This window comes from Caulobacter sp. GW822-FHT07D08, from assembly GCF_058798735.1.
On sequence record NZ_JBXAKU010000015.1, the window covers coordinates 14,851 to 36,243 of the forward strand.

Below are 21,393 nucleotides of genomic sequence, written 5' to 3' on the forward strand. Positions count from 1 at the left end.
AGCAGGGTGCGACTCCTGCGACCAAATGGCCGGGGTGTTGAGAATTAAGATCTCGTTCACCATAAAGCCCGAGTTTCAGGGTGTCTTCTTTGAAGGCGCCCACCATCACTGACTTTCAACAGCCCGGCCGCAAGCCGGGCTGCTTTTTTTGAAATTCGGTGCTTGCATCGGTGCGGGGAGGCGGCTATCACGCGGCCTCTTCTTGAGAGCGACCTGTTCCGCGGTAGCTCAGTGGTAGAGCAGCCGGCTGTTAACCGGCTGGTCGTAGGTTCGAGTCCTACCCGCGGAGCCACTCTTCCTTCTGTTCGCTCAGAAGATTCCAACAAACTGAGCTTGGCGTTTCGCGACGCCGCGTCCGCGCGCTTTGGACCCAAAAACGCGCCGCAGTGATCGCTTGCATCGACTCGAAGCGACGGCTATCACCCGGCCTCTTCTGAAGAGCGACCTGTTCCGCGGTAGCTCAGTGGTAGAGCAGCCGGCTGTTAACCGGCTGGTCGTAGGTTCGAATCCTACCCGCGGAGCCACTCTTTCCAGACTTGCGATCGACGATGTTTGGTCGTGGCAAGTCGAGGCCGCCTGCGAAGACTTTCGAAGAGCTCAAACCAGGCCTCAGTCCCACGAGGGCTTGGACCGGATGATCAGCGGCACGTCGCCCTCGGTGCGCACGGCGACGCGCTCGCCCTGCCGTTCGAAGATCAGGTCGACGGTCAGGGCGCCGACGCGCAGGCGCTCGAGGGCCAGACGATCGATGCCGATCGGCAGGCGCGGGTCCACCAGGACGATCTCGCCGCGATTGGCGTCGATGGTGATCCCCAGGCACGCCTGCAACATCATGAATACCGACCCCGCCGCCCAGGCCTGGGGCAGGCAGGCGACCGGATAGGCCACGGGCGGTTCGCCCGGCGAGCGCGGGAAGCCACAGAAGAGCTCAGGCAGGCGCATGCCCATGCGGCTGGCGGTCTCGAAGAGATCCGCCGTCAGGTTCACCACCCCGTCGCGCTCGCCGTAGCGGGACAGGCCCATGACGCACAGGGCCGTGTCGTGCGGCCAGACCGAGCCGTTGTGGTAGCTGATCGGATTGAACCGGGCCTCGCCCGTGGCCAGGGTCCGCACGCCCCAGCCGGAGTTGAAGCTGGCCGACAATAACTGGTCGCTGACCTTGCGGGCCCGCTCGGGCGAGGGCAGGCCGCAGAACAACAGATGGCCCGGATTGGACGACAGCGTCCGGCAGAGCTGACCCTGGCCGTCGATGGCGATGCCGTAGAAGCCGCGCTCCTCGATCCAGAACAGCGCCTCGACCTTCTCGCGCAGCGTCTCGGCCTTCTGTTTCCAGATCGCGGCCTGACCGATCTCGCCCCGTCGTTCGGCCAGGCGGGCCATGCCGCGATAGGCGGCGAAGGCGTAGCCCTGCACCTCGACAAGGGCGATGGGCCCCGTGGGATAGCGGCCGTCGGTGTGGAAGACGGAATCCTCGCTGTCCTTCCAGCCCTGGTTGGACAGGCCGCTGTCCTGACCGCGGGCGTAGTCGATCAGGCCGTCGCCGTCGCTGTCGCCGTCGTTCTCGATCCAGTGCATGGCTTTTTCCAGCGCCGGCCATAGCTCGTCGATCAGGCTGTCGTCGCCGGTCCGCTCATGGTAGGCGCCGGCCAGGGCCACGAACAGCGGCGTGGTGTCGACTCCGCCGTAGTACTGGCCAAACGGCACCTCGCCCAAGGCGGGCATCTCGCCCTTGCGGGTTTCGTGCATGATCTTGCCGGGCGCGCTGTCGCGGAAGGTCGAGCGCTCCTGCGCCTGATGGGCGGCCAGATAGCGCAGCACGCCCTTGGCCAGGGACGGCTCGAACCACAGGATCTGCCAGGCGGTGATGATCGCGTCGCGCCCGAAGGCGGTCGAGAACCAGGGGATGCCGGCATAGGGGTAGGGGCCGGTCTCCATCCGGGTGGTCAGCAGGGCCAGATCCGCTCGCGACTTGCCCAGCCACTCGTTGAACAGGCGGCCGGAGCTGTTCAGCCGCGCGCCATGCCGGCGGCGGGCGCGCATGTCCCAGCGGGCGTGGGCCGCGGCGTCGCGGAATCGCTCGCGGCTGGGAATATGGCCGTCGACCACGCCGATCTCGATATAGAGCTCGGTCTGGCCCTCGGCTTGCAGCGAGAACATGAACTCGGCCTTGTGGGCCGAGAGGCGGAACGGCGCGTCCGAGAAGGCGATGACCGAGGTTCGCTCTACGTCGTCGAGGCCGAGATAGCTGAAGGCGACTCTCCGGCCGTCGATATGCGGCGGCCCCTTGGTTCCCCGCTTGGCGCGATGGCTGCCGCGCACCTCGAACATGTCGCGGAAGTCGGCGTCGAACTCGATGGTCATCGGCAGCAGCACGGTGTCGCGACTGTAGTTGACGCAGCGAATGCGCTCGAACAGGCGCTCGCCCCACAGGAAGCGCTTGCGCTCGATGTGCAGCACGCCGGGAGGCCCCATCCGTTCGCCAGGATAGGGCAGGGCCTGGTTGGTGCTGTTGCAGGTGAAGAAGACGTTGTCGTGAGCGACCGCGGCCGACAGAAGCGACGGCATGCGACCGCCCAGGGTCAGTCGGTAGAGCGACAGTATGCGAGTGTCGTTGTGGAACAGCCCATCGCCTTGGCCGGCGATATCCCCGAACTCATCGGCGACGATAAAGGTGTCCTTGTCCTTGAGCGCATAGAGATTCTGCGGTGCGCGGACTTCCGCCGTCACGCCGTAGTCGACCGGCGCCTCCATGGCCGGTGCAAGACTCTCCATGGCCCCTCCTTCAATTCATGCGCTAGCCGCCATATCGACCAAGGACGGATAGACGGCCGCGCCATTGCACAGCCGCTCGTAGAGGGCGACATAGCGGCGGGCCATCGCCTCGGACGAGAACCGTTCCTCGAAACGCGCGCGGACAAGCTTTCGATCCAGGCTTTCGACCTTGAGAATGGCGTCGGCGGCCTGGTCGTCATTCTCGACGATGAAGCCGGTCAGACCGTCATCGATGACCTCGGGCACCGAGCCGCAAGCATAGGCCACGACAGGCGTGCCGCAGGCCATGGCCTCGATCATCACCAGGCCGAAGGGCTCGGGCCAGTCGATCGGGAAGAGCAGGGCGTCGGCCCCGCCCAGGAAGGCCGATTTGTCGCTGTCGCCGATCTCGCCGACGAACTCGATCAGAGGCTCGCCGCGCATCATCGGCTCGATGACGTCCTCGAAATAGACGCGGTCGGCGGGATCGACCTTGGCGGCGATCTTCAGGCGCTTGCCCAGGCGCTTGGCCAGGTTGATGGCGCGGTCGGGGCGTTTCTCCGGCGAGATGCGGCCCAGGAACGCCAGGTAGCCCTGGCTCTTCTCGGAGAAGGCGTAGATGTCGGCGTTCATGCCGTGGTGCACCGTGCCGGCCCAGTTGGCGAAGGGCAGGGGGCGCCGCTGGTCATCGCTGATCGAGACCAGAGGGAATTGCGGCCAGCGTTTGTAGACGGCGGGCAGGTCCTTCAGGTCCAAGCGACCGTGAAGGGTGGTCAGGGTATTCTTCGCTCGGTCGGCGAAGAACGGGAATTGCACCATGTCGGTGTGGAAGTGGACAATGTCGAACTGGTCGGCCATGGCGCGCACCTCGGCCAACTGGGCGAGGTGGGCCGCCAGATCCGACTTTAGCGGCGCGGGGTCCAGACGGATGGCCTGGTCGCGGACGGCGATCAGTCGGGCCTTGGTCCTGGCTTCGGCGCTGGCGAACAGGGTGACCTCGTGGCCCAGGTCGACCAGGGCGTCGGTCAGGTGGGCGACCACGCGTTCCGTGCCGCCGTAAAGCCGCGGCGGAACAGCTTCGTATAGCGGGGTGACTTGGGCGATCTTCATGGCGCGGACCTTGACGGGGAGGAACTGGAACGCGGCGCGGGTCCGCCACAGATCAGTTCCGATCGCCGCTATTGGTTCCGCAGCTCGCCCTTTTGCGGCCTCAATGCGGCTAAGCGCGTCGTTGCAATTGCTCCCGACGTTCCCGTTCCTGCCGCAAGGCGCGCTGGCGCCGCCGATAGCGTCCGTAGAGCTTGCGGCCGGCCGCGGTCAGGCGAGGCAGGAAATAGATCGCGATCAGAGCGCAGATCGTCGTCACGATCACAACGGGCGCACTCAACATGGCGGTTTCCTTTGAAGCCTAGATTTCCGGCTTCCTCCCCACTCGGCGGGCGAACCGCCGACAGCCGCTTATTTACCATACGGCGAAGCTGATCAATCAAGGTTACGTGACAGTCGCCGTCATGGGGTCTGATGACCGCCTTTTGATCTTTGGGAGCATGCCTTCAGAAGGCGATGACGCTTTTAGGGCGCTCACCGGGCGACAGGCGAGCGAGCGCGGCTTCCGATCGCATTGCGTTTCGGCCGGGCGCGGACCTATAAGCCTGCTCGAAAGTCCAGTCCTTCGAGGGATTCCATGAGCACCGACTTCGCCGCCGCGCGGCTGAACATGGTCGAGAGCCAGATTCGCACCGCCGACGTCACTGACCTGCCGCTGCAGGACGCCCTGCGGGTGGTGGCGCGCGAGCGCGTCGTACCGGCCTCGAAGGCCTATCTGGCCTATGCCGACGCCGACATTGAATACGCGCCCGGCCGCTGGCTGCTGCGCCCGCGTGAAGTGGGCAAGCTGCTGCAGGCCCTCAAGCCCCGGGAGGGCGAGAAGGCCCTGGCCATCGCCGCGCCGTACGCCGCGACCGTGCTGGAGACCATGGGCCTGGTCGTCACCCGCCTGGAAGGCGACGATCTGAAGGCCGTGCCGGCCGGTTCTTACGACGTGATCATCTGTGAAGGCGCGGTCGCGGTGGCTCCCAAGGCCTGGCAGGAGGCCCTGGCCGTTGGCGGCCGTCTGGGCGTCGTCGAGCGCACCGGCCCGGTCGGCCGGGCCGCCGTCTATCTGCGCGCCGAGGACGGCGTGGGCCGTCGCCAAGCCTTCGACGCTTCGCCGCCGATGCTGGCCGGCTTCGAGGTCGAGACCGGTTTTAGCTTCTAGACACCCTTGGGCGATAGCCTGCCGCAACGTCTGCGTGAAAAAAGCTTAACTAGCGGCGTCTGGCGGCTGGACTTACACGCGGTCATATTGTGGCGAGCGCGCGCTTCGCGGGGATTGGGGATAGAACTTTGATGTCGAACCGTCGACGGGCCGGGCTCCTGGCCGCTGCTTGCTGCGCCAGCCTGCTGGCCGGCGCGTTTTCCGCCGTCTCGTTTTCCGAGGCTCGGGCTGACACCCTGGCCGACGCGATCTCCCTGGCCTATCAGACCAATCCGACTCTGCAGCAGCAGCGCGCCAGCGCCCGCATCACCGACGAGGGCGTCGTGCAGGCCAAGACGGGCTTCCGCCCGACGGTCGGCGCCGTGCTGGACGTGACCGGGGCGAACGTCAACCCGGCCGGCTCCGGCGCCACGGTCAAGTCCTCGGGCAGCAGCGCCACGGTCTCGGTGACCCAGCCGCTCTACACCGGCGGCCGCGCCAGCGCGACGCTCAGCGCCGCCGAGGCCGACGTGCTGTCGGCCCGCGAAAGCCTGCGTTCGGTTGAACAAAACGTACTCGTCAACGTCGTCCAGGCCTATGTCGACGTCCGCCGCGACCAGGAACGCCTGCGCATCGCCAAGGAGAACGTCGCGGTCCTGCAGCGCCAGCTCGACGAATCCAACGCCCGCTTCGAGGTGGGTGAGATCACTCGCACCGACGTGGCCCAGTCGCAGGCGCGCCTGGCGGCCGCCAAGGCAGGCCTGTCGGGCGCCCAGGCCCAACTCGAGGTCAGCCGCGCCGGCTACGCCGCCGTCGTCGGTCAGACGGCGGGCGATCTGGCGCCGGAGCCGACCCTGGCCGGCCTGCTGCCCGCCTCGGTCGATCAGGCCTTCGAGGCCGCCCAGACGACCAATCCGGGCGTGACCTCTGCCCAGTACAACGAAGAGGCCGCCGCCGCCCGTGTCGCGGTGGCCAAGGCCGGCTATCGCCCGACGATCTCGGCCCGCGCCGGCATCGGCTTCGACGCCGGCCGCACGTCGGGCGTCGGCAGCCAGTTCGACGACTATTCGCGCACCATCTCGGGCGCGGTCACCGCCTCGGTGCCGATCTTCACCGGCGGCCTGACGACTTCGCAGGTCCGCGCCGCCACCGAACGCGAGAACGCCGCCCGCAGCGCCACGGAAAGCGCCAAGCGCACCGCGATCCAGCAAGTCTCGAACGCCTGGAGCAACCTCCTGGCCTCGCGCGCCCAGCTGGGTTCGAACGAGGAACAGGTCCGCGCCACCCGCATCGCCTTCGAAGGCGTGCGCCAGGAGCAGCAGGTCGGCCTGCGCACCACGCTGGACGTGCTGAACGCCCAGCTGGAGCTGTCGAACGCCGAACTGGCCCTGGTCAGCGCCCGCCGCGACGAATACGTGGCCAGCGCCGTCGTCCTGCAGGCCATGGGCCAGCTGGACGTCAGCAAGCTGTCGACGGGCACGACCGCCTACGACCCCAAGGTTTCCTACAGCCGCGTGACGCACAGCGTGGGCTGGGTGCCGTGGGAGCCGGTGGTTCAGGCGATCGACAAGGTCGGCGCGCCCTCGACGAAGTCGCCCTCTTCAACCAGCGTGGCGGCCTCAAAGCAGCCTTAACCCCGCGTCGATTCCGCTCAGGCGTGGACTTGCGCTTGCTTAACACGCGTAAGTCTGCACCATCGCGGCCAAGCGCGTCCTAGGGCGCGCAAGGATTCGTACCCTTTACGACGGCCCCGCACATGTCCGATCAGAGCTCTCAAGAACCGACGATGGAGGAGATCCTCGCCTCCATCCGGCGCATCATCTCGGAGGATGACGCGCCGGCGGAGCCTGCGGCCGAGGCGGCGCCGCCTCCGCCGCCGGAGCCCGAGCCCGAATCGTTCGACGACGACATCCTCGAGCTGACCGATCCGATCGCTGCGGAGCCGGAGCCCGAGCTGCCGCCGCTGGAAACCGTCGGCGACATCGACGTGTATTCGCCGCCCGAGCCCGCGCCCGAGCCGGTCTACACTCCGCCGGCCTCGGCGCCGGCGTTCAACCGTGACGAAATGGCCGACAACCTGGTCGGCGACCACGCCGCCTCGGCCGCCGCCAGCGCCTTCGGCAGCCTGAGTTCGGCCCTGCTGATGCCCAAGGACGGCCGCACGCTGGAAGACGTCGTACGCGAGCTGCTGCGCCCGCTGCTCAAGGAGTGGCTGGACCAGAACCTGCCGCGCATCGTCGAGACCAAGGTCGAGGAAGAAGTACAGCGCATCGCCCGCGGTCGCGGCTAAACGCGCTCGATTTTCGAAAAATCGAGGCGGTCGCCGCGGCGGCCGCCTTTTTTTCGTTGTGAATTACCCCACAAATCCAGGCCCGCCGGTTCCCCGCGCGGGCCGCAGATGGCATATCCGCTCCGCCATGCTTGAAAAGACCTTCGATCCCAAGTCCGTCGAACCCCGCCTGTACGCCGCCTGGGAGGCCTCCGGGGCCTTCAAGCCCAGCGAGGATCCGAACGCCGAGCCGTTCGTCATCGTGATCCCGCCGCCGAACGTCACGGGCAGCCTGCACATCGGCCACGCGCTGAACAACACGCTGCAGGACGTGCTGACCCGTTTCCACCGCATGCGCGGCAAGGCCGCCCTGTGGCTGCCGGGCACCGACCACGCGGGCATCGCCACCCAGATGGTGGTGGAGCGCCAGCTGGCCGCCGCCGGCAATATCGGCCGCCGCGACATGGGCCGTGAGGCCTTCGTCGCCAAGGTCTGGGAATGGAAGGCCGAGAGCGGCGGGACCATCACCAACCAGCTGCGCCGCCTGGGCGCCAGCTGCGACTGGTCGCGCGAGCGCTTCACTCTGGATGAAGGCTTGTCAGCGGCTGTCCGCAAGGTGTTCGTCCAGCTCTACAAGCAGAACCTGCTGTATCGCGACAAGCGCCTGGTCAACTGGGACCCGCAGTTCCAGACCGCCATTTCCGATCTCGAGGTCGAGCAGAAGGAGGTCGACGGCGCCTATTGGCACTTCGCCTATCCGCTGGCCGACGGCGTGACCTACCAGCACCCGATCTCATTCGATGACGATGGGAAGCCGACCGAGTTCGAGACCCGCGACTACATCGTCGTGGCCACGACCCGTCCGGAGACCATGCTGGGCGACACCGGCGTCGCGGTTCATCCCGACGACGAGCGCTACAAGGGCCTGGTCGGCAAGTTCGTGACCCTGCCGATCGTCGGCCGCCGCATTCCGATCGTCGCCGACGACTATGCCGACCCGACCAAAGGCTCGGGCGCGGTCAAGATCACACCGGCCCACGACTTCAACGACTTCCAGGTCGGCAAGCGCGCGGGTCTGGCGGTCATCAATATCCTGACGGTCGAAGCCAAGCTCAATGAGGCTGTTCCGGCCGAGTACCAGGGCATGGACCGCTTCGTCGCGCGCAAGGCCATCGTCGCCCGCGCCGAGGAAGAAGGCTGGCTGAAGGAGATCGAGAAGACCCGGCACATGGTCCCGCACGGCGACCGGTCGGGCGTGGTCATCGAGCCCTTCCTGACCGACCAGTGGTACGTCGACGCCAAGACCCTGGCCCAGCCGGCCCTGAAGGCCGTGGAAGAGGGCGAGACGGTCTTCGAACCCAAGCACTGGGAAAAGACCTACTTCGAATGGCTGCGCAACATCGAGCCGTGGTGCGTCTCGCGCCAGCTCTGGTGGGGCCATCGCATCCCGGCCTGGTTTGGTCCGGAAGGCTCGATCTTCGTCGAGGAAACCGAGGAGGCCGCCTACGCCGCCGCCAAGGCCCAGTTCGGCGAGACCGTCGTCCTGAGCCAGGACGAGGACGTCCTCGACACCTGGTTCAGCTCGGCCCTGTGGCCGTTCTCGACCCTGGGCTGGCCGGAAAAGACCGCCGACCTCGCCAGATTCTACCCGACCAGCACCTTGGTCACGGGCTTCGACATCATCTTCTTCTGGGTCGCCCGGATGATGATGATGGGCATCCATTTCATGGGCGAAGTTCCGTTCAAGCAGGTGTTCATCAACGCCCTCGTCCGTGACGAGAAGGGCGCCAAGATGAGCAAGTCCAAGGGCAACGTGATGGATCCGCTGATCCTGATCGACGAGCTGGGCTGCGACGCGGTGCGCTTCACCATGACGGCGATGTCGGGCCAGGCCCGCGACATCAAGCTGTCGAAGCAACGCATCGAGGGCTATCGCAACTTCGGCACCAAGCTGTGGAACGCCTCGCGCTTCGCCCAGATGAACGAGTGCGTCCGTATCGAGGGCTTCGATCCTTCGACCGTGCAGCAGCCGATCAACAAGTGGATCCGCGGCGAGACGGTCAAGACCGTCGCCGAGGTGACCAAGGCCCTGGAAGCGCCGGCGTTCGACGAGGCCGCCGGCGCCCTGTACCGCTTCGTCTGGAACGTGTTCTGCGACTGGTACCTGGAACTGGCCAAGCCGATCCTGAACGGCGACGACGCCGCCGCCAAGGCCGAGACCCGCGCCATGGCCGCCTGGGCGCTGGACGTGATCCTCAAGCTGCTGCACCCGGTGATGCCGTTCATCACCGAGGAGCTGTGGCAGAAGACCGCCGTGTTCGGCCCGGCCCGCGACACCATGCTGATCTCGGCCCAGTGGCCGGAACTGCCCGCCGAGTGGATAGACGCCGACGCCGAGGCCGAGATCGGCTGGCTGGTCGAGACGGTCGGCGAGATCCGCTCGATCCGCGCCGAGATGAACGTGCCGCCGTCGGCCAAGCCGGCGCTCAGCATCATCGGCGCTGGCGCGGAGACCAAGGCTCGCCTGGCCCGTCACCGCGACCTGCTGCTGACCCTGGCCCGCCTGGACAGCCTCCGCGAGGCCGAGGCCTCGCCGGCCGGTTCGGTTCCGATCGTCATGGGCGAGGCGACCGGCGCCCTGGCCATCGCCGACTTCATCGACCTGACGGCCGAGAAGGCGCGCCTGACCAAGGAGATCGCCGGTCACGCCGGCGAGATCGAGAAGGTCAACAAGAAGCTCGGCAATCCCGACTTCCTGGCCCGCGCCAAGGAAGAGGTCGTCGAGGAAAATCGCGAGCGCCTGGCCGAGGCCGAGGCCGCCAAAGCCAAGCTCCAGGCGGCGCTGAGCCGGTTGGAGTCGGTGGGCTAAAAGTTCAGCGCGCCCTCGGGCGTCGACTTGAGAAGACCATAGCTGGAGACGCCTGGATGCGGCGTCTCCAGCGGATGGCTGTGGGTGGCGGTGATCACCACGATGCGGGCGCCGGCCGCCTCGGCCGCGGCGATGCCCGCCGGGGCGTCCTCGAACACCAGGCAGTCCTCGGTAGGATGGCCCAGCCGCTGGGCCGCCAGCAGGAAGCAATCGGGCGCCGGCTTGCCGCGCTCGACGTCCTCGGCCGTGACCAGCACGGCGGGGAGGGGCAGGCCCGCCGCCGCCAGCCGCACCTTGGCCAGTTCGCGTGGGGCTGAAGTGACGACGGCCCAGCGATCGGCGGGCAGGGCGCTCAGGAAGGCGGCCGCGCCCTCGATGGCGTCGATGCCCTCAACGTCGGCGATCTCGCCCTCCATCAGCGCCAGGACCTCGGCCGCCTCATCGACATCGGGAATGTTGAAGCTACGCACTGTCTCGATCGCCCGCCGGCCGTGGATGCGTTGCAGCACCGCCTCGACATCCAGGCCATGTTTCCGCGCCCAGGCGCCCCAGACCCGCTCGGCGGCGACGATCGAGGTCAGGACCGTGCCGTCCATGTCGAACAGGAAAGCGGCGAAATCGCGATCGGGAAACAGCAGGGATTCGGCCAAGGCGGCGCTCCGGAGTCGGGAAATGACGCTAGAGCCCTTTAGCTTTAGATGGAATCATCTAAAGCGTTCAAAAGGGCTCTAAATGTTTGATTTTAGAGCCTGTTTTTCCCGTTTAGATGGTTCCATCTAAACGGGACAGGCTCTAGGTCATCGCCCCTCGAAAGCATGGTGTCCAGGACCGTATCGCGCGTCTAGGTTATCAATGTTCTCCTAGGGTCAAACGGACGTTTGCATCCGGCTTGCGGCTGTGCTCTCTGGTCGGCGAACGCGCTCGATCAAACAGGGCGCGACACCTAACCGGGAGAGTAGAATGAGCCAGGCCGCCCCCGCGTCCGTTCCGTGGCCAGCGATGTCCGTCCAGCAGGCCTATGCCCTGATCACTCAGCCCGGGACCCCCGGCGAGATGGAGGAGATCGAGATCCGGGGCGTGAAGACCCGGGTCTGGAAGCACGCGCCGCCGACCCTGCGGGAGACCCTGCTGATGGGCCGCACCCACGGCGACAAGATCTTCATGGTCCACGAGGATGAGCGCGTCAGTTTCGAGGCCTTCTATCGGGCCGTCACCGTCTTCGCGGCGGAGCTGGCGGCCAAGGGCGTTCAGAAGGGCGACCGGGTCGCCATCGTCATGCGCAACCTGCCCGAATGGCCCGTGGCCTTCTATGCCGGCCTGTCCCTGGGCGCGATCGTCACGCCGCTGAACGCATGGTGGACCGGCGCGGAGCTGGAATATGGCCTGCTCGATTCCGGCGCCTCGGTCCTCGTGGTCGATGTCGAACGCTATGAGCGCCTGACCGAGCACCTGCACAACTGCCCCGAGCTGCGGACTGTCTATGTCAGCCGCTCTCCCGAGGAGATCAGCCACCCGGCCGTGATCCACCTCGAGGCGGTGATCGGCGGTCCCAACGACTGGGCCGGGCTGGAGGAAAAGCCGCTGTCGACCACGCCCCTGGCGGCGGACGACGACGCGACGATCTTCTACACCTCCGGCACCACGGGAAAGCCCAAGGGCGCCATCGGCACCCATCGCAACATCAACAGCAACATCTTCGCGGCGGCCGCCGCCGGGGCGCGCAGCTTCCTGCGCCGCGGCGAGGCCCCGCCCGAGCCCGATCCCAGCCTGCCGCAGAAGGGCTCGCTGATTTCCGTGCCGTTCTTCCACGCCACGGGCTGTTTCGCGGTGCTGAACCCTTCGCTGTTCGGCGGCGCCAAGTTGGCCATGATCCGCAAGTGGGATCCCGACAAGGCCATGCAGTTGATTCAGGACGAGCGCCTGACCTCGATGGGCGGCGTGCCCACGATCGCCTGGCAGATCATAGAGCATCCCAACCGCGAGAAGTACGACCTTTCGTCCATCGAGGCCGTGGCCTATGGCGGCGCGCCCTCGGCCCCGGAGCTGGTGCGCAAGATCAAGGAAGTCTGGCCCAAGGCGGCGCCCGGCAACGGCTGGGGCATGACCGAGACCTCGGCCACCGCCACCAGCAATTCGGCGGAGGACTATGAGAACCGTCCCGACTCGTGCGGCCCCGCCGTGCCGGTCACCGACCTGAAGATCATGACCGTGGAGGCCCCATACCGCCAGCTGCCGATCGGCGAGGTCGGCGAGCTGTGGTGCAAGGGCCCGCAGGTCGTGCGCGGCTACTGGAACAAGCCGGAAGCCACCAGCCAGACCTTCGTCGACGGCTGGGTGCGTACGGGCGACCTGGCGCGCCTCGACGCCGAGGGCTTCTGCTTCATCATCGATCGCGCCAAGGACATGCTGATCCGCGGCGGCGAGAACATCTACTGCATCGAGGTCGAGAACTGCCTCTACGACCACCCGGCGGTGATGGACGCGGCCCTGGTCGGCATCCCGCACAAGACCCTGGGCGAGGAGCCGGCGGCTGTCGTCACCCTGAAGCCGGGCGCTGAAGCCACCGAGGCCGAGCTGCGCGCCTTCGTCGCCGACCGCCTGGCGGCCTTCAAGGTGCCGGTGAAGATCGTCTTCTGGCACGAGACCTTGCCGCGCAACGCCAATGGCAAGATCATGAAGAACGACCTCAAGAAGGTGTTCGTCGAGGGGTGATCTCTCGGCGTCCGCCGCGAGAAGGAAGGGCCCGCATCGGTTTGATGCGGGCCCTCTTGGTTTACAGGCTAACCGGCGGTTTGCGGTGCGCCCACGGCTGGGCTTCCTCCAGCTGATAGGCCAGCTGGAACAGCAGCGCCTCGCCGCCCGCGCGGCCGGCCAACTGGACGCCAACCGGCAGGCCGTCCGGCGTCCAGTGCAGCGGCACGCTCATCGCCGGCGCGCCGGCCACGTTCTGGACCGGGGTGTAGCCGACATAGCTGGTCAGCCGGGCCTGCAACTCCTGGAACGGCACCCAGCCAGCGACATAGCCCAGCTCGACCGGCGGCTTGCCCAGCACCGGCGACAGGATGACGTCGTACTTCGTCAGCCAGGCGTCGTAGGCCCTCGTGTTGTCATTCAGGCGCGCGATGGCGGCGGGCAGGGCGCCGGCGGGAAGCTGGCCGACCAGCTCGGCCATGCCCAGGCTGAACGGCTCCAGCACGCTGGAGTCGGGCTTGTGGCCGATGGCCTTGCCGATGCCGGCGACCAGTTCGGCCGCGCCGCTGGCCCACAGCACCGTGAAGTCCTGGCCGAACTGGCCGCCGTCCATCGGCAAGGTGGTCGGCTCGACCTCGTGGCCCAGGCTTTCCAGCAGCTTGGCAGCGTTGTCGACGGCGGTCCGCACCTCCGGATCGGGCGTCTCGCCCGTGCCGGTGGCCATGACGAGGCCGATCTTCAGCTTCCTCTTCAGCGGTTCGGAGACCACGCCGATCGGCTTGAACACCGCGTTGGCGCCGGTGCGCTCGGTGGCGGCGAACAGGGCGGCCGAGTCGCGGACGCTGTGCGAGACGCAGTGCGAGACCGAGATGTCGAGGCCGCGCGCGACCGGACGGCCTTGCAACATGCGGCCCCGCGAGGGTTTCAGACCGAAGAGACCGCAGTTGCTGGCCGGAATACGGATCGAGCCGCCGCCATCGGTGGCATGGGCGAGCGGGATCATGCCCGAGGCCACGGCCGCCGCCGCACCGCCCGAGGAGCCGCCCGACGAGCGGGCCGTGTTCCAGGGATTGCGCGTGGGCTGGAAGCCCATCGGCTCGGTGGTCGGCAGGAAGCCGTATTCCGGCGTCGCCGACTTGCCGATCACCACGAAGCCGGCCGCGTCGAAGGCGTCGACATATGGGGTCTGGGTGGTCTCGGGCGGGGCGCGCAGGCCGCTGCGCGAGCCGTTGCGGGTGGGCAGGCCCTTATAGGGATCCAGGTCCTTGACCATGAACGGCACGCCCGCGAACGGACCCGACAGCTGGCCGGTCTTGGCCTTGGCGAGCGCCCGGTCGAAGTCCGAGGTGACGATCGCGCCGACCTGCGGCTGCAGGGCCTCGGCCTTGCGGATGGCGTCCTCGACCACCTCGGCGGCGCTGACCTCCTTGCGGCGGATACGGCCGGCCAGCTCTGTGGCGTCGGGAGTCCAGGGCGCGGGTGCGGACATCGATTTGGGCTTTGCCTCCACTGAAGATGCGGCCGCCACGGCGGCGGATGCGGCCAGCAGGCCGCGACGGGTGAATCGCATCGGTTTCTCTCCCCCAAAGCGTGGTCTCGCCACGCTCAGTCAAATGGCCAGCGTCTGATGCGCCGGTGATCGGTGTTCAGTTGAACCCGAAGAGACCTGGGCCGCAAGCCCGTGCTAGAGCGCGTTAGGTTTAAGTGTGAGCGGTTAAACCGCTCGAACGCGCTCTAAGTGTATGAAGATAGAGCCTGTTTATCTGGTTTAGATGGTTCCATCTAAACCAGACAGGCTCTAGACGGCGGTCTGAACTTTCGAGGAGGCCGCGTGGCCCGCAAGCGTATCGATCTGTTGCTCGTCGAGCGGGGTGTCGTCGACAGCCGCGCCAAGGCCCGCGCGGCCGTCGAGGCTGGCCTCGTCACGGTCAATGGCAAGCTGATCACCAAGCCGGCCGATACGGTCGACCAGCACGCCGAGATCGTCGCCGAGGCGGCTCATCCGTGGGTCGGGCGTGGGGCGTTGAAGCTCGTCCACGCGCTGGACCTGTGGCCGATCGTCGTGGAGGGGCGCCTGGCGCTCGACGTCGGCGCGTCCACGGGCGGCTTCACCGAGGTCCTGCTGTCGCGCGGCGCTGAGAAGGTGTTCGCGGTCGATGTTGGCCGCGATCAGCTGCACGCCAAGCTGAGGGACGATCCGCGCGTCATCGACCTGTCGGGCGTCGACGCCCGGGCGCTGGACGAGACGGTGATTTCGACCGCGCCGACCCTGGTGGTCAGCGACGTCAGCTTCATCGCCCTGACCAAGGCCCTGCCGATGGCGCTGGCTCTGGCCGCGCCGGGCGCGGACCTGGTGGCGCTGATCAAGCCGCAGTTCGAGGCCGGCCGCGACTTCGTCGGCAAGGGCGGGTTGGTGAAGGATCCCGAGATCATCGCCCGTTGCGAGCGCGAGGTCGCGGAATTCCTGGAAGCCTCCGGTTGGACGGTCAACGGCCTGACCGAAAGCCCGATTACGGGCGGCGACGGCCAGGTCGAGCGGCTGGTCTGGGCGACCAAGGCCTGAAACGAAATCGGCCGCCCCGGTTAGGGGGCGGCCGATTGTCTTCCACACAAGCTAGGTCAGGGACTTAGTCGACGACCTGGTACTTGCCGTTGCCGTCCGGGCAGACGCGCACGAAGCGCTTCTGGACGCGGCCGTCCGGCAGATAGATCGGGCTCTCGGCCAGGGTGCAGCCGTTGACGTCGGCCTGACCCCCCACCCGGTCGTTCACGCGGTAGCCGTCCTGACGATCGTAATAGCTGTCGCGGCGGGCGTCACGACGGACCTGCTCGTACGGGACCGGGCGGTAATCGTCGTCATAGCCGTCGTTATAGGCGCGCGGCGGCGGGGGAGGCGGCGGCGGGGCGATGTTGCTGCCCGGTGTGCAAGCGGCAGAGGACTTGCCGGCCATGCCGCCGACCACGGCTCCCAGGAGGCCGCCGACGACCGAGCCGTCGGTGCGGTGACCGCGGGCGGCGATGCCGCTGCCCAGCGCCATGCCGATCGCGCCGCCGGCGAGGGCCCCGCCGGTGGTGCGGTTGGTCGTCGAGCGCTGGCATTGGTCGTAGTAGTAGCCCTGGTTGCTATAGGCGCCGCCATAGCTCGAGCCATACGGCTGCGAGCCGTAAGGCGTCGTTCCGTAAGACTGGGCCGAGGCCAGGGTCGGCGTCAGCGCGCCGCAGACGAGGGCGGCGGTGACGCCCAGAACGGTCTTGATCATCGGAGTCCTGCGCGTTGAGGCGGTCATGGTCATGAGAGAGCTCGTCTTTTTGTGGGCGTCCGGCTCGCGCCGGGCCGCCGGGGCCCATCCGTTATGTAGGGTGTGACATCGCCAACATGAACGATCGCTGACGGGGCTATTCAGCTTCACCGATATCGCACTGAAAATCGTTCGTGGCCCGCGCTCAAGCCCCGGTTTTAGGGTATGGACGCGCGATGCAAGACATGACGATCACCGCCATCGGCGCGCAAGGCGACGGACTCTCTCGTTTCGACGATGGCAAGCCAGCCTTCGTGCCCCTGACCCTGCCGGGCGAAACCGTGCGGGCGCGGATGGAAGGTTCGCGCGGCGAGGTCGTGGAGATCCTGACCGCCAGCGCCGACCGCGTGACGCCGCCCTGCAAGTATTTCGGCCATTGCGGCGGGTGCGCGCTGCAGCACTGGGCGGCTGAGCCCTATCTCGGCTGGAAGGCCGAGCAGATCCGCATCCAGCTGTCGATGGAAGGCCTTGAGACCGAGATTCTGCCGACCTTCGCGTCGCCGCCGGCCTCGCGCCGCCGCGTGGCGTTGCATGCCCGCAAGGGCGCCAAAGGGCAGGGCGCGCTGCTGGGCTTCAAGGAGCGTCGCTCCTGGAATCTCGTGCCGATCGAGGAATGCCCGGTCACCGATCCGCGCCTGGTCGCGGCCTTTCCGGCCCTGGCGCGGTTGGCCGAACCATTCCTGGAACATCCGAAGTCGGCCCCGACCCTGCACGTCACCTTGACCGCCACCGGCCTCGACATCGACGTCACCGGCGTCGAGCGCAAGAGCGGCGGGCTGTCGGCGGATGCTCGCATGCGCGCGGCCATGGCGGCCAGCGAGGGCGACTTCGCGCGGGTGACCCTGGCGGGCGAGACCGTCTATGGCGCGCGCCAACCGATGGTGAAGCTGGGCCCCGCCATGGTCGCCTTGCCGCCCGGCGGCTTCCTGCAGGCCGTGCCGGCCGCCGAGCGCGCTATGGTCGAATTCGCCGTCGCCCAGGCCCAGGGCGCGTCACGGATCGCCGATCTCTACTGCGGCGTTGGCACCTTCACCTTCCGTCTGGCCGAGATTGGCGCGGTCTATGCCGCCGAGATGAGCCCGCCGGCCATCGCCGCCCTGAAGTCCGCCCTTGGCGCGGCGTCGGGCCTGAAGCCGATCACCGCCGAGGCCCGCGACCTGGTCAAGCGCCCGATGCTGAGCACCGAGATGGCCAAGACCGACGTCGTGGTCATCGACCCGCCTCGGGCAGGCGCCGCCGAGCAGACGGTCGAGATCGCCAAGTCCAAGGTCGCCAAGGTGGTCAGCGTCTCGTGCAATCCTGGCACCTTCGCCAAGGACGCCCGCGCCCTGGTCGACGCCGGCTTCCGGCTGGAGAAGGTGCTGCCGGTGGACCAGTTCGTCTGGTCGCCCCATATTGAACTGGTCGGGGTCTTCACGCGCTGAGGCCCATGGGGAACCAAGGATGAACGAGCGACGCAGGCGATCCGCCTTCGCGGTCGACGCGGTAGGCCAACGCGCCAGGGCGGCGGTCAAGGCGGCCTGGTGGACGGCGACGGGCTCGCTGGCCCGCTCCATGACCCGGCCGACCCAGGGCGAGCAGGCGCGAAGCTTCGAGCCAACGGCCGCGCCGCCGACCAAGGGCGGCTTGCGCCGCGCCTATCTGGAGGCGTTCGAAAAGGACGCCCGCGATGTCGCCGCGGGCCTCTATCCCGCCATCGAGGACGGTCCGGTCCGCCCCTCGGCCGCCGTGCGCGAGGCCGCTGATTTCATCGCCGACGCCTTCGAGGTGGACCAGCGCCGTCGGCGCGGCGATGGCGTCGAGGTGCGTGACGAGACCAATAGTCAAGTTTATCCAAGCTATTATCGCCAGAACTTCCACTTTCAGTCGGGCGGCTGGTTCACGCCGGAAAGCGCGCGTCGCTACGACGCCCAGGTCGAGGCGCTGTTCTCCGGCACGGCCGGAGCCATGCGACGACGTGGCCTGTCGCTGCTGGCGAAACACTGGCGCGGCCGCGATCATCGCGACGCGAAAATCATCGATGTGGCCTGCGGTTCGGGCGCCTTCCTCAAGGATCTGAAGGCGGCGTTTCCGCGCGCGGCGATCGCGGGCCTGGACCTCTCGGAAGCCTATCTGGCGCAGGCTCGCAAGCGGACGGGCGCGGGCGGGATCAAGGCCAATGCCGAAGCCTTGCCGGTCGGGGATTCCTCTTTGGACGCGGTCAGTTGCGTCTATCTCTTCCACGAGCTGCCGCCGCGCGTGCGGCCCGTTGTGGCGGCCAGCCTGGCGCGGGTGCTCAAGCCCGGCGGCGTGCTGGTCTTCGTCGACTCCGTACAGCCCTCCGACACGCCGGACCTGGCGCGCCTGCTGGAGGCCTTCCCGGTCTATTTCCACGAGCCGTACTATGGCAGCTATGCCGAGACCGATCTGGTGGCTTTGTTCGCCGAGGCGGGCCTGAAGCTGATCGGCGAGGATCGCGCCTTCCTGACCAAGGCCTTGCTGCTGGAGAAACCCCTCAGCTAAGCAAGGTCGGGGGGACGGCGTTTTGCAGGCTTACGAGTCAGGACGACGGTATGAGGTGCTGGACGGCCTGCGCGGCGTCGCGGCCGTGGGCGTCATGCTCTACCACATCGGCGGCTGGACCGGCCGGCCATGGCTGGTCAGCCACGGCTACCTCGCCGTCGACTTCTTCTTCTGCCTATCGGGTTTCGTCCTGGCCCACGCCTATGGTCGGCGCGAGATCGGCTGGTGGGGTTTCCTGCGCCAGCGGCTGGTGCGGCTGTGGCCGCTGATCGCCCTGACCATGCTGGCCGGCGCGACGGTGATCATCCAGCATCGCGAGCGCGTGCCGGAGTGGCTGGTCCTCGGCCTGCTCATGGTCCCGCGGCTATGGGCCGAGGAGCCGGGCTTCGCGCCGATTTTCCCTTTGAATCCGCCAGCCTGGTCGCTGTTCTTCGAGCTGGTGGTCGGGGCGCTGTGGTTCCCGATCCGGCGGCTGGGCGTCATGGGGCACGTGCTGATGATCGTGCTGCTGATCCCGGTGATGGCCTATATCGCCCACGGGATGGGCGGGGTTCTGACCGGCTGGGACCGGGCGACGTTCTTCATCAGCTTTCTGCGGACAATGTTCTCGTTCCTGCTGGGCTGGGGCTGCTACCGGATCCAGCCGTTCACCGGCTTCACGGCGCCCGCCTGGCTGCTGGCCCTGATCCTGGCCGCCATCCTGTGCTTCCCGTGGACGCCGCTGAACTGGATCTACGACTATGTCTGCATGAGCCTGGTCTTTCCGCTGATCGTGCTGGCCGGGCGGCGTGATCCGGGCGGCTTCCAGGGAAAGCTGGCCCGCGTCTCCGGCGCGATCTCCTATCCGCTCTATGCGCTGCACTGGCTGGGCTGGGAGCTGATGCTGCGGCTATTCCGAACCTTGGGCGGACACGGCTACCCGCTAGCCTTCGTGGCGGTGGCGGTCCCGGTGATCCTGGCGTTCGCCTGGGCGGTGCTGAAGCTCTACGACGAGCCCGTTCGCCGGCGGCTGCAGCGTCTCTAAAATTGTCTAGAGCCGATGTCGGATGCGGGCATAGTCCACCGTCCTAGGGATCGGAAGCGAGGACCGTCCATGCTCTACGCCATACTCTGCTACAACGACGAGGATGTGATCTGCGGCTGGTCCAAGGCGCACGAGGACGGCGTCATGGAGAAGCTGGGCGTCGTCCAGGAGAAGCTGGCGCGCGAAGGCCGGCTGGGCCCCGTCGCCCGCCTGATGCCGACCACGGCCGCCACCACCCTGCGCAAGGACCGCGAGCCGCCGCTGGTGCTGGACGGTCCGTTCGCCGAGACCAAGGAGCAGCTTCTGGGCTTCTATGTCGTCGATTGCGACAGCCTGGACGGCGCGCTCGACATCGCCAAGGACCTGGGCAAGGCCAATCCCGGCGGCTCCTACGAGATCCGCCCGATCGCGCTGTTCAATCCGGCGCCGAACCCGGCGTTCGCCGGCCAGGAGTCCGCCGGCCAGGAGTCCGGCGGAACGTGACCGAGCTCGGTTGGATCGAAGGGGCGATCAGCGCCGCGCGGCCTCAGGCCATGGCGGCGCTGCTGCGCTACTTCCGGGACATGGACGCGGCCGAGGAGGCGTTCCAGGACGCCTGCCTGCGCGCCCTGAAGGCCTGGCCCAAGAACGGTCCTCCTCGCGATCCGACAGCCTGGCTGATCATGGTCGGCCGCAACGCCGCCATCGACGCGGTCCGCAAGACCAGTCGCCACGTGGCCCTGCCGCCCGAAGCGTTGCTCTCCGACCTGGAGGATGCGGAGGCGCAGGCCGCCGAGCGGCTGGACGGCTCGCACTATCGTGACGACGTCCTGCGGTTGCTGTTCATCTGTTGCCATCCGGATCTGCCGGCCACCCAGCAGATCGCCCTGGCCCTGCGTATCGTCTCGGGTCTGTCGGTGCGCGAGATCGCCCGCGCTTTCGTCGTGACCGAGGCGGCCATGGAACAGCGTATCACGCGCGCCAAGGCCCGTATCGGGGCAGGAGACTCGCCGTTCGAGACCCCGGGCCCGATCGAGCGCGCCGAGCGTTTCGCGGCTGTTGCGGCCATGCTCTACCTCGTCTTCAACGAGGGCTATTCGGCCAGCGGCCAGGCGATCGAAGCCAAGGGCGGCCTCTGCGACGAGGCCATCCGCCTGGCGCGCCTGCTGCTGCGCCTGTTCCCGGCCGAACCGGAGATGATGGGCCTGACCGCTCTGCTCCTGCTGCAACATGCCCGTTCGGGCGCGCGCTTCGCCGTCGACGGCGCGGCGATCTTGCTGGAGGATCAGGACCGAAGCCTCTGGAATCGCAAGATGATCGGGGAGGGGCTCGCCTTGATCGACAAGGCGATGCTGAAGCGCGATCCCGGGCCCTACCAGGTCCAGGCCGCCATCGCCGCCCTGCACGCCCGCGCCGCCACGGCCGGTGACACCGACTGGGCGGGTATCGACGCGCTCTACGCGACGCTGGAGATCATGCAGCCTTCGCCGGTGGTCACGCTGAACCGCGCGGTGGCGACGGCCAAGGTTCGCGGGCCAGATGCGGCGCTGGCGATGATCGAGCCGCTGGGCGCGCGGCTGGACGCCTATTTTCACTATCACGGCGCGCGCGGCGCCTTCCTGCTGCAGGCCGGTCGTCAGGCCGAGGCGCGTCGGGCTTTCGATCGCGCGATTTCGCTAGCCAACACCGCGGCCGAGGCCGCCAACATCCGCCAGTATCTGGACCGTGTTTCCGTCGAGGCGTAGTCGCCAAACACCGAATGATGTTCTTGTT

The 21,393-nt window shown here is 67.5% G+C and carries 17 protein-coding genes and 2 tRNA genes; 13 read left to right on the forward strand and 6 right to left on the reverse strand.

Features of this window, described 5'->3' with window-relative positions:
* The first annotated feature begins 217 nt into the window (after window positions 1–217).
* Together AC1RJ9_RS21895 and AC1RJ9_RS21900 are read left to right on the forward strand one after the other, a co-directional pair.
* A tRNA-Asn gene (locus AC1RJ9_RS21895) sits at window positions 218–292 on the forward strand.
* Between the two features lie 157 nt (window positions 293–449).
* A tRNA-Asn gene (locus AC1RJ9_RS21900) sits at window positions 450–524 on the forward strand.
* Window positions 525–609: 85 nt separating this feature from the next.
* Here the strand turns inward: AC1RJ9_RS21900 and AC1RJ9_RS21905 are convergent.
* From AC1RJ9_RS21905 to AC1RJ9_RS21915, 3 genes are all read right to left on the reverse strand, one after another.
* Entirely contained in the window at window positions 610–2,772 is a 2,163-nt protein-coding gene (locus tag AC1RJ9_RS21905) for an amylo-alpha-1,6-glucosidase (RefSeq protein ID WP_492840124.1), read from the reverse strand.
* Window positions 2,773–2,787: 15 nt separating this feature from the next.
* Window positions 2,788–3,861, reverse strand: coding sequence for a glycosyltransferase family 4 protein (locus AC1RJ9_RS21910; protein ID WP_492840123.1), 1,074 nt, complete (start codon window positions 3,859–3,861; stop codon window positions 2,788–2,790).
* Window positions 3,862–3,970: 109 nt separating this feature from the next.
* Window positions 3,971–4,141, reverse strand: a complete 171-nt coding sequence (locus tag AC1RJ9_RS21915) for a hypothetical protein (protein ID WP_492840122.1) — start codon at window positions 4,139–4,141, stop codon at window positions 3,971–3,973.
* A gap of 294 nt (window positions 4,142–4,435) precedes the next feature.
* On the opposite strand from AC1RJ9_RS21915, the gene AC1RJ9_RS21920 reads away from it, so the two are divergent.
* The 4 genes from AC1RJ9_RS21920 to AC1RJ9_RS21935 all read left to right on the forward strand — a co-directional run bounded on the left by AC1RJ9_RS21920 (window position 4,436) and on the right by AC1RJ9_RS21935 (window position 10,125).
* A complete protein-coding gene (locus AC1RJ9_RS21920; protein ID WP_492840121.1) occupies window positions 4,436–5,008 on the forward strand; it encodes a protein-L-isoaspartate O-methyltransferase family protein in 573 nt (190 codons plus the stop codon).
* A 131-nt stretch (window positions 5,009–5,139) separates the two neighbouring features.
* On the forward strand, window positions 5,140–6,621 hold the full coding sequence (locus AC1RJ9_RS21925) for a TolC family outer membrane protein (protein WP_492840120.1): 1,482 nt from the start codon (window positions 5,140–5,142) through the stop codon (window positions 6,619–6,621).
* Between the two features lie 122 nt (window positions 6,622–6,743).
* Window positions 6,744–7,277, forward strand: a complete 534-nt coding sequence (popZ, locus tag AC1RJ9_RS21930; RefSeq protein ID WP_492840119.1) for a pole-organizing protein PopZ — start codon at window positions 6,744–6,746, stop codon at window positions 7,275–7,277.
* Window positions 7,278–7,404: 127 nt separating this feature from the next.
* Entirely contained in the window at window positions 7,405–10,125 is a 2,721-nt protein-coding gene (locus tag AC1RJ9_RS21935; RefSeq protein WP_492840118.1) for a valine--tRNA ligase, read from the forward strand.
* Here the strand turns inward: AC1RJ9_RS21935 and AC1RJ9_RS21940 are convergent.
* Complete coding sequence (locus AC1RJ9_RS21940; protein WP_492840117.1) at window positions 10,122–10,775, reverse strand: HAD-IA family hydrolase; 654 nt, start codon at window positions 10,773–10,775, stop codon at window positions 10,122–10,124. The genes AC1RJ9_RS21935 and AC1RJ9_RS21940 overlap by 4 nt on opposite strands.
* A 310-nt stretch (window positions 10,776–11,085) precedes the next feature.
* Between AC1RJ9_RS21940 and AC1RJ9_RS21945 the strand changes: the two genes are divergently transcribed.
* Window positions 11,086–12,837, forward strand: a complete 1,752-nt coding sequence (locus AC1RJ9_RS21945) for a class I adenylate-forming enzyme family protein (RefSeq protein WP_492840116.1) — start codon at window positions 11,086–11,088, stop codon at window positions 12,835–12,837.
* A 61-nt stretch (window positions 12,838–12,898) separates the two neighbouring features.
* Here AC1RJ9_RS21945 and AC1RJ9_RS21950 read toward each other — a convergent pair whose 3' ends face one another.
* The gene (locus tag AC1RJ9_RS21950) at window positions 12,899–14,386 is read right to left on the reverse strand and encodes an amidase (RefSeq protein WP_492840115.1); all 1,488 of its coding nucleotides are present in this window, start codon (window positions 14,384–14,386) and stop codon (window positions 12,899–12,901) included.
* Between the two features lie 261 nt (window positions 14,387–14,647).
* Here AC1RJ9_RS21950 and AC1RJ9_RS21955 point away from each other — a divergent pair, with 261 nt between their 5' ends.
* A complete protein-coding gene (locus AC1RJ9_RS21955) occupies window positions 14,648–15,379 on the forward strand; it encodes a TlyA family RNA methyltransferase (RefSeq protein WP_492840114.1) in 732 nt (243 codons plus the stop codon).
* Window positions 15,380–15,443: 64 nt separating this feature from the next.
* Here AC1RJ9_RS21955 and AC1RJ9_RS21960 read toward each other — a convergent pair whose 3' ends face one another.
* On the reverse strand, window positions 15,444–16,109 hold the full coding sequence (locus AC1RJ9_RS21960) for a hypothetical protein (protein WP_492840113.1): 666 nt from the start codon (window positions 16,107–16,109) through the stop codon (window positions 15,444–15,446).
* Between the two features lie 182 nt (window positions 16,110–16,291).
* Here AC1RJ9_RS21960 and AC1RJ9_RS21965 point away from each other — a divergent pair, with 182 nt between their 5' ends.
* From AC1RJ9_RS21965 to AC1RJ9_RS21985, 5 genes are all read left to right on the forward strand, one after another.
* Window positions 16,292–17,539 (forward strand): class I SAM-dependent RNA methyltransferase, encoded by a 1,248-nt coding sequence (locus AC1RJ9_RS21965; RefSeq protein ID WP_492840112.1) that lies wholly within the window; start codon window positions 16,292–16,294, stop codon window positions 17,537–17,539.
* A gap of 19 nt (window positions 17,540–17,558) precedes the next feature.
* The gene (locus tag AC1RJ9_RS21970; protein WP_492840111.1) at window positions 17,559–18,617 is read left to right on the forward strand and encodes a class I SAM-dependent methyltransferase; all 1,059 of its coding nucleotides are present in this window, start codon (window positions 17,559–17,561) and stop codon (window positions 18,615–18,617) included.
* A gap of 22 nt (window positions 18,618–18,639) precedes the next feature.
* The gene (locus AC1RJ9_RS21975) at window positions 18,640–19,641 is read left to right on the forward strand and encodes an acyltransferase family protein (RefSeq protein ID WP_492840110.1); all 1,002 of its coding nucleotides are present in this window, start codon (window positions 18,640–18,642) and stop codon (window positions 19,639–19,641) included.
* A 69-nt stretch (window positions 19,642–19,710) separates the two neighbouring features.
* A complete protein-coding gene (locus tag AC1RJ9_RS21980; protein ID WP_492840109.1) occupies window positions 19,711–20,124 on the forward strand; it encodes a YciI family protein in 414 nt (137 codons plus the stop codon).
* On the forward strand, window positions 20,121–21,365 hold the full coding sequence (locus tag AC1RJ9_RS21985) for an RNA polymerase sigma factor (RefSeq protein WP_492840108.1): 1,245 nt from the start codon (window positions 20,121–20,123) through the stop codon (window positions 21,363–21,365). Before AC1RJ9_RS21980 ends, AC1RJ9_RS21985 begins: the two co-directional genes overlap by 4 nt.
* The last annotated feature ends 28 nt before the right edge of the window (window positions 21,366–21,393 follow it).

Coding starts and splice junctions, on each gene's coding strand:
- AC1RJ9_RS21925 (WP_492840120.1), top strand. CDS start 5,140: ATGTCGAACCGTCGACGGGCCGGGCTCCTGGCCGCTGCTTGCTGCGCC.
- AC1RJ9_RS21980 (WP_492840109.1), top strand. CDS start 19,711: ATGCTCTACGCCATACTCTGCTACAACGACGAGGATGTGATCTGCGGC.
- AC1RJ9_RS21965 (WP_492840112.1), top strand. CDS start 16,292: ATGCAAGACATGACGATCACCGCCATCGGCGCGCAAGGCGACGGACTC.
- AC1RJ9_RS21935 (WP_492840118.1), top strand. CDS start 7,405: ATGCTTGAAAAGACCTTCGATCCCAAGTCCGTCGAACCCCGCCTGTAC.
- AC1RJ9_RS21920 (WP_492840121.1), top strand. CDS start 4,436: ATGAGCACCGACTTCGCCGCCGCGCGGCTGAACATGGTCGAGAGCCAG.
- AC1RJ9_RS21960 (WP_492840113.1), bottom strand. CDS start 16,109: ATGACCATGACCGCCTCAACGCGCAGGACTCCGATGATCAAGACCGTT.
- popZ (WP_492840119.1), top strand. CDS start 6,744: ATGTCCGATCAGAGCTCTCAAGAACCGACGATGGAGGAGATCCTCGCC.
- AC1RJ9_RS21970 (WP_492840111.1), top strand. CDS start 17,559: ATGAACGAGCGACGCAGGCGATCCGCCTTCGCGGTCGACGCGGTAGGC.
- AC1RJ9_RS21915 (WP_492840122.1), bottom strand. CDS start 4,141: ATGTTGAGTGCGCCCGTTGTGATCGTGACGACGATCTGCGCTCTGATC.
- AC1RJ9_RS21945 (WP_492840116.1), top strand. CDS start 11,086: ATGAGCCAGGCCGCCCCCGCGTCCGTTCCGTGGCCAGCGATGTCCGTC.
- AC1RJ9_RS21910 (WP_492840123.1), bottom strand. CDS start 3,861: ATGAAGATCGCCCAAGTCACCCCGCTATACGAAGCTGTTCCGCCGCGG.
- AC1RJ9_RS21905 (WP_492840124.1), bottom strand. CDS start 2,772: ATGGAGAGTCTTGCACCGGCCATGGAGGCGCCGGTCGACTACGGCGTG.
- AC1RJ9_RS21950 (WP_492840115.1), bottom strand. CDS start 14,386: ATGCGATTCACCCGTCGCGGCCTGCTGGCCGCATCCGCCGCCGTGGCG.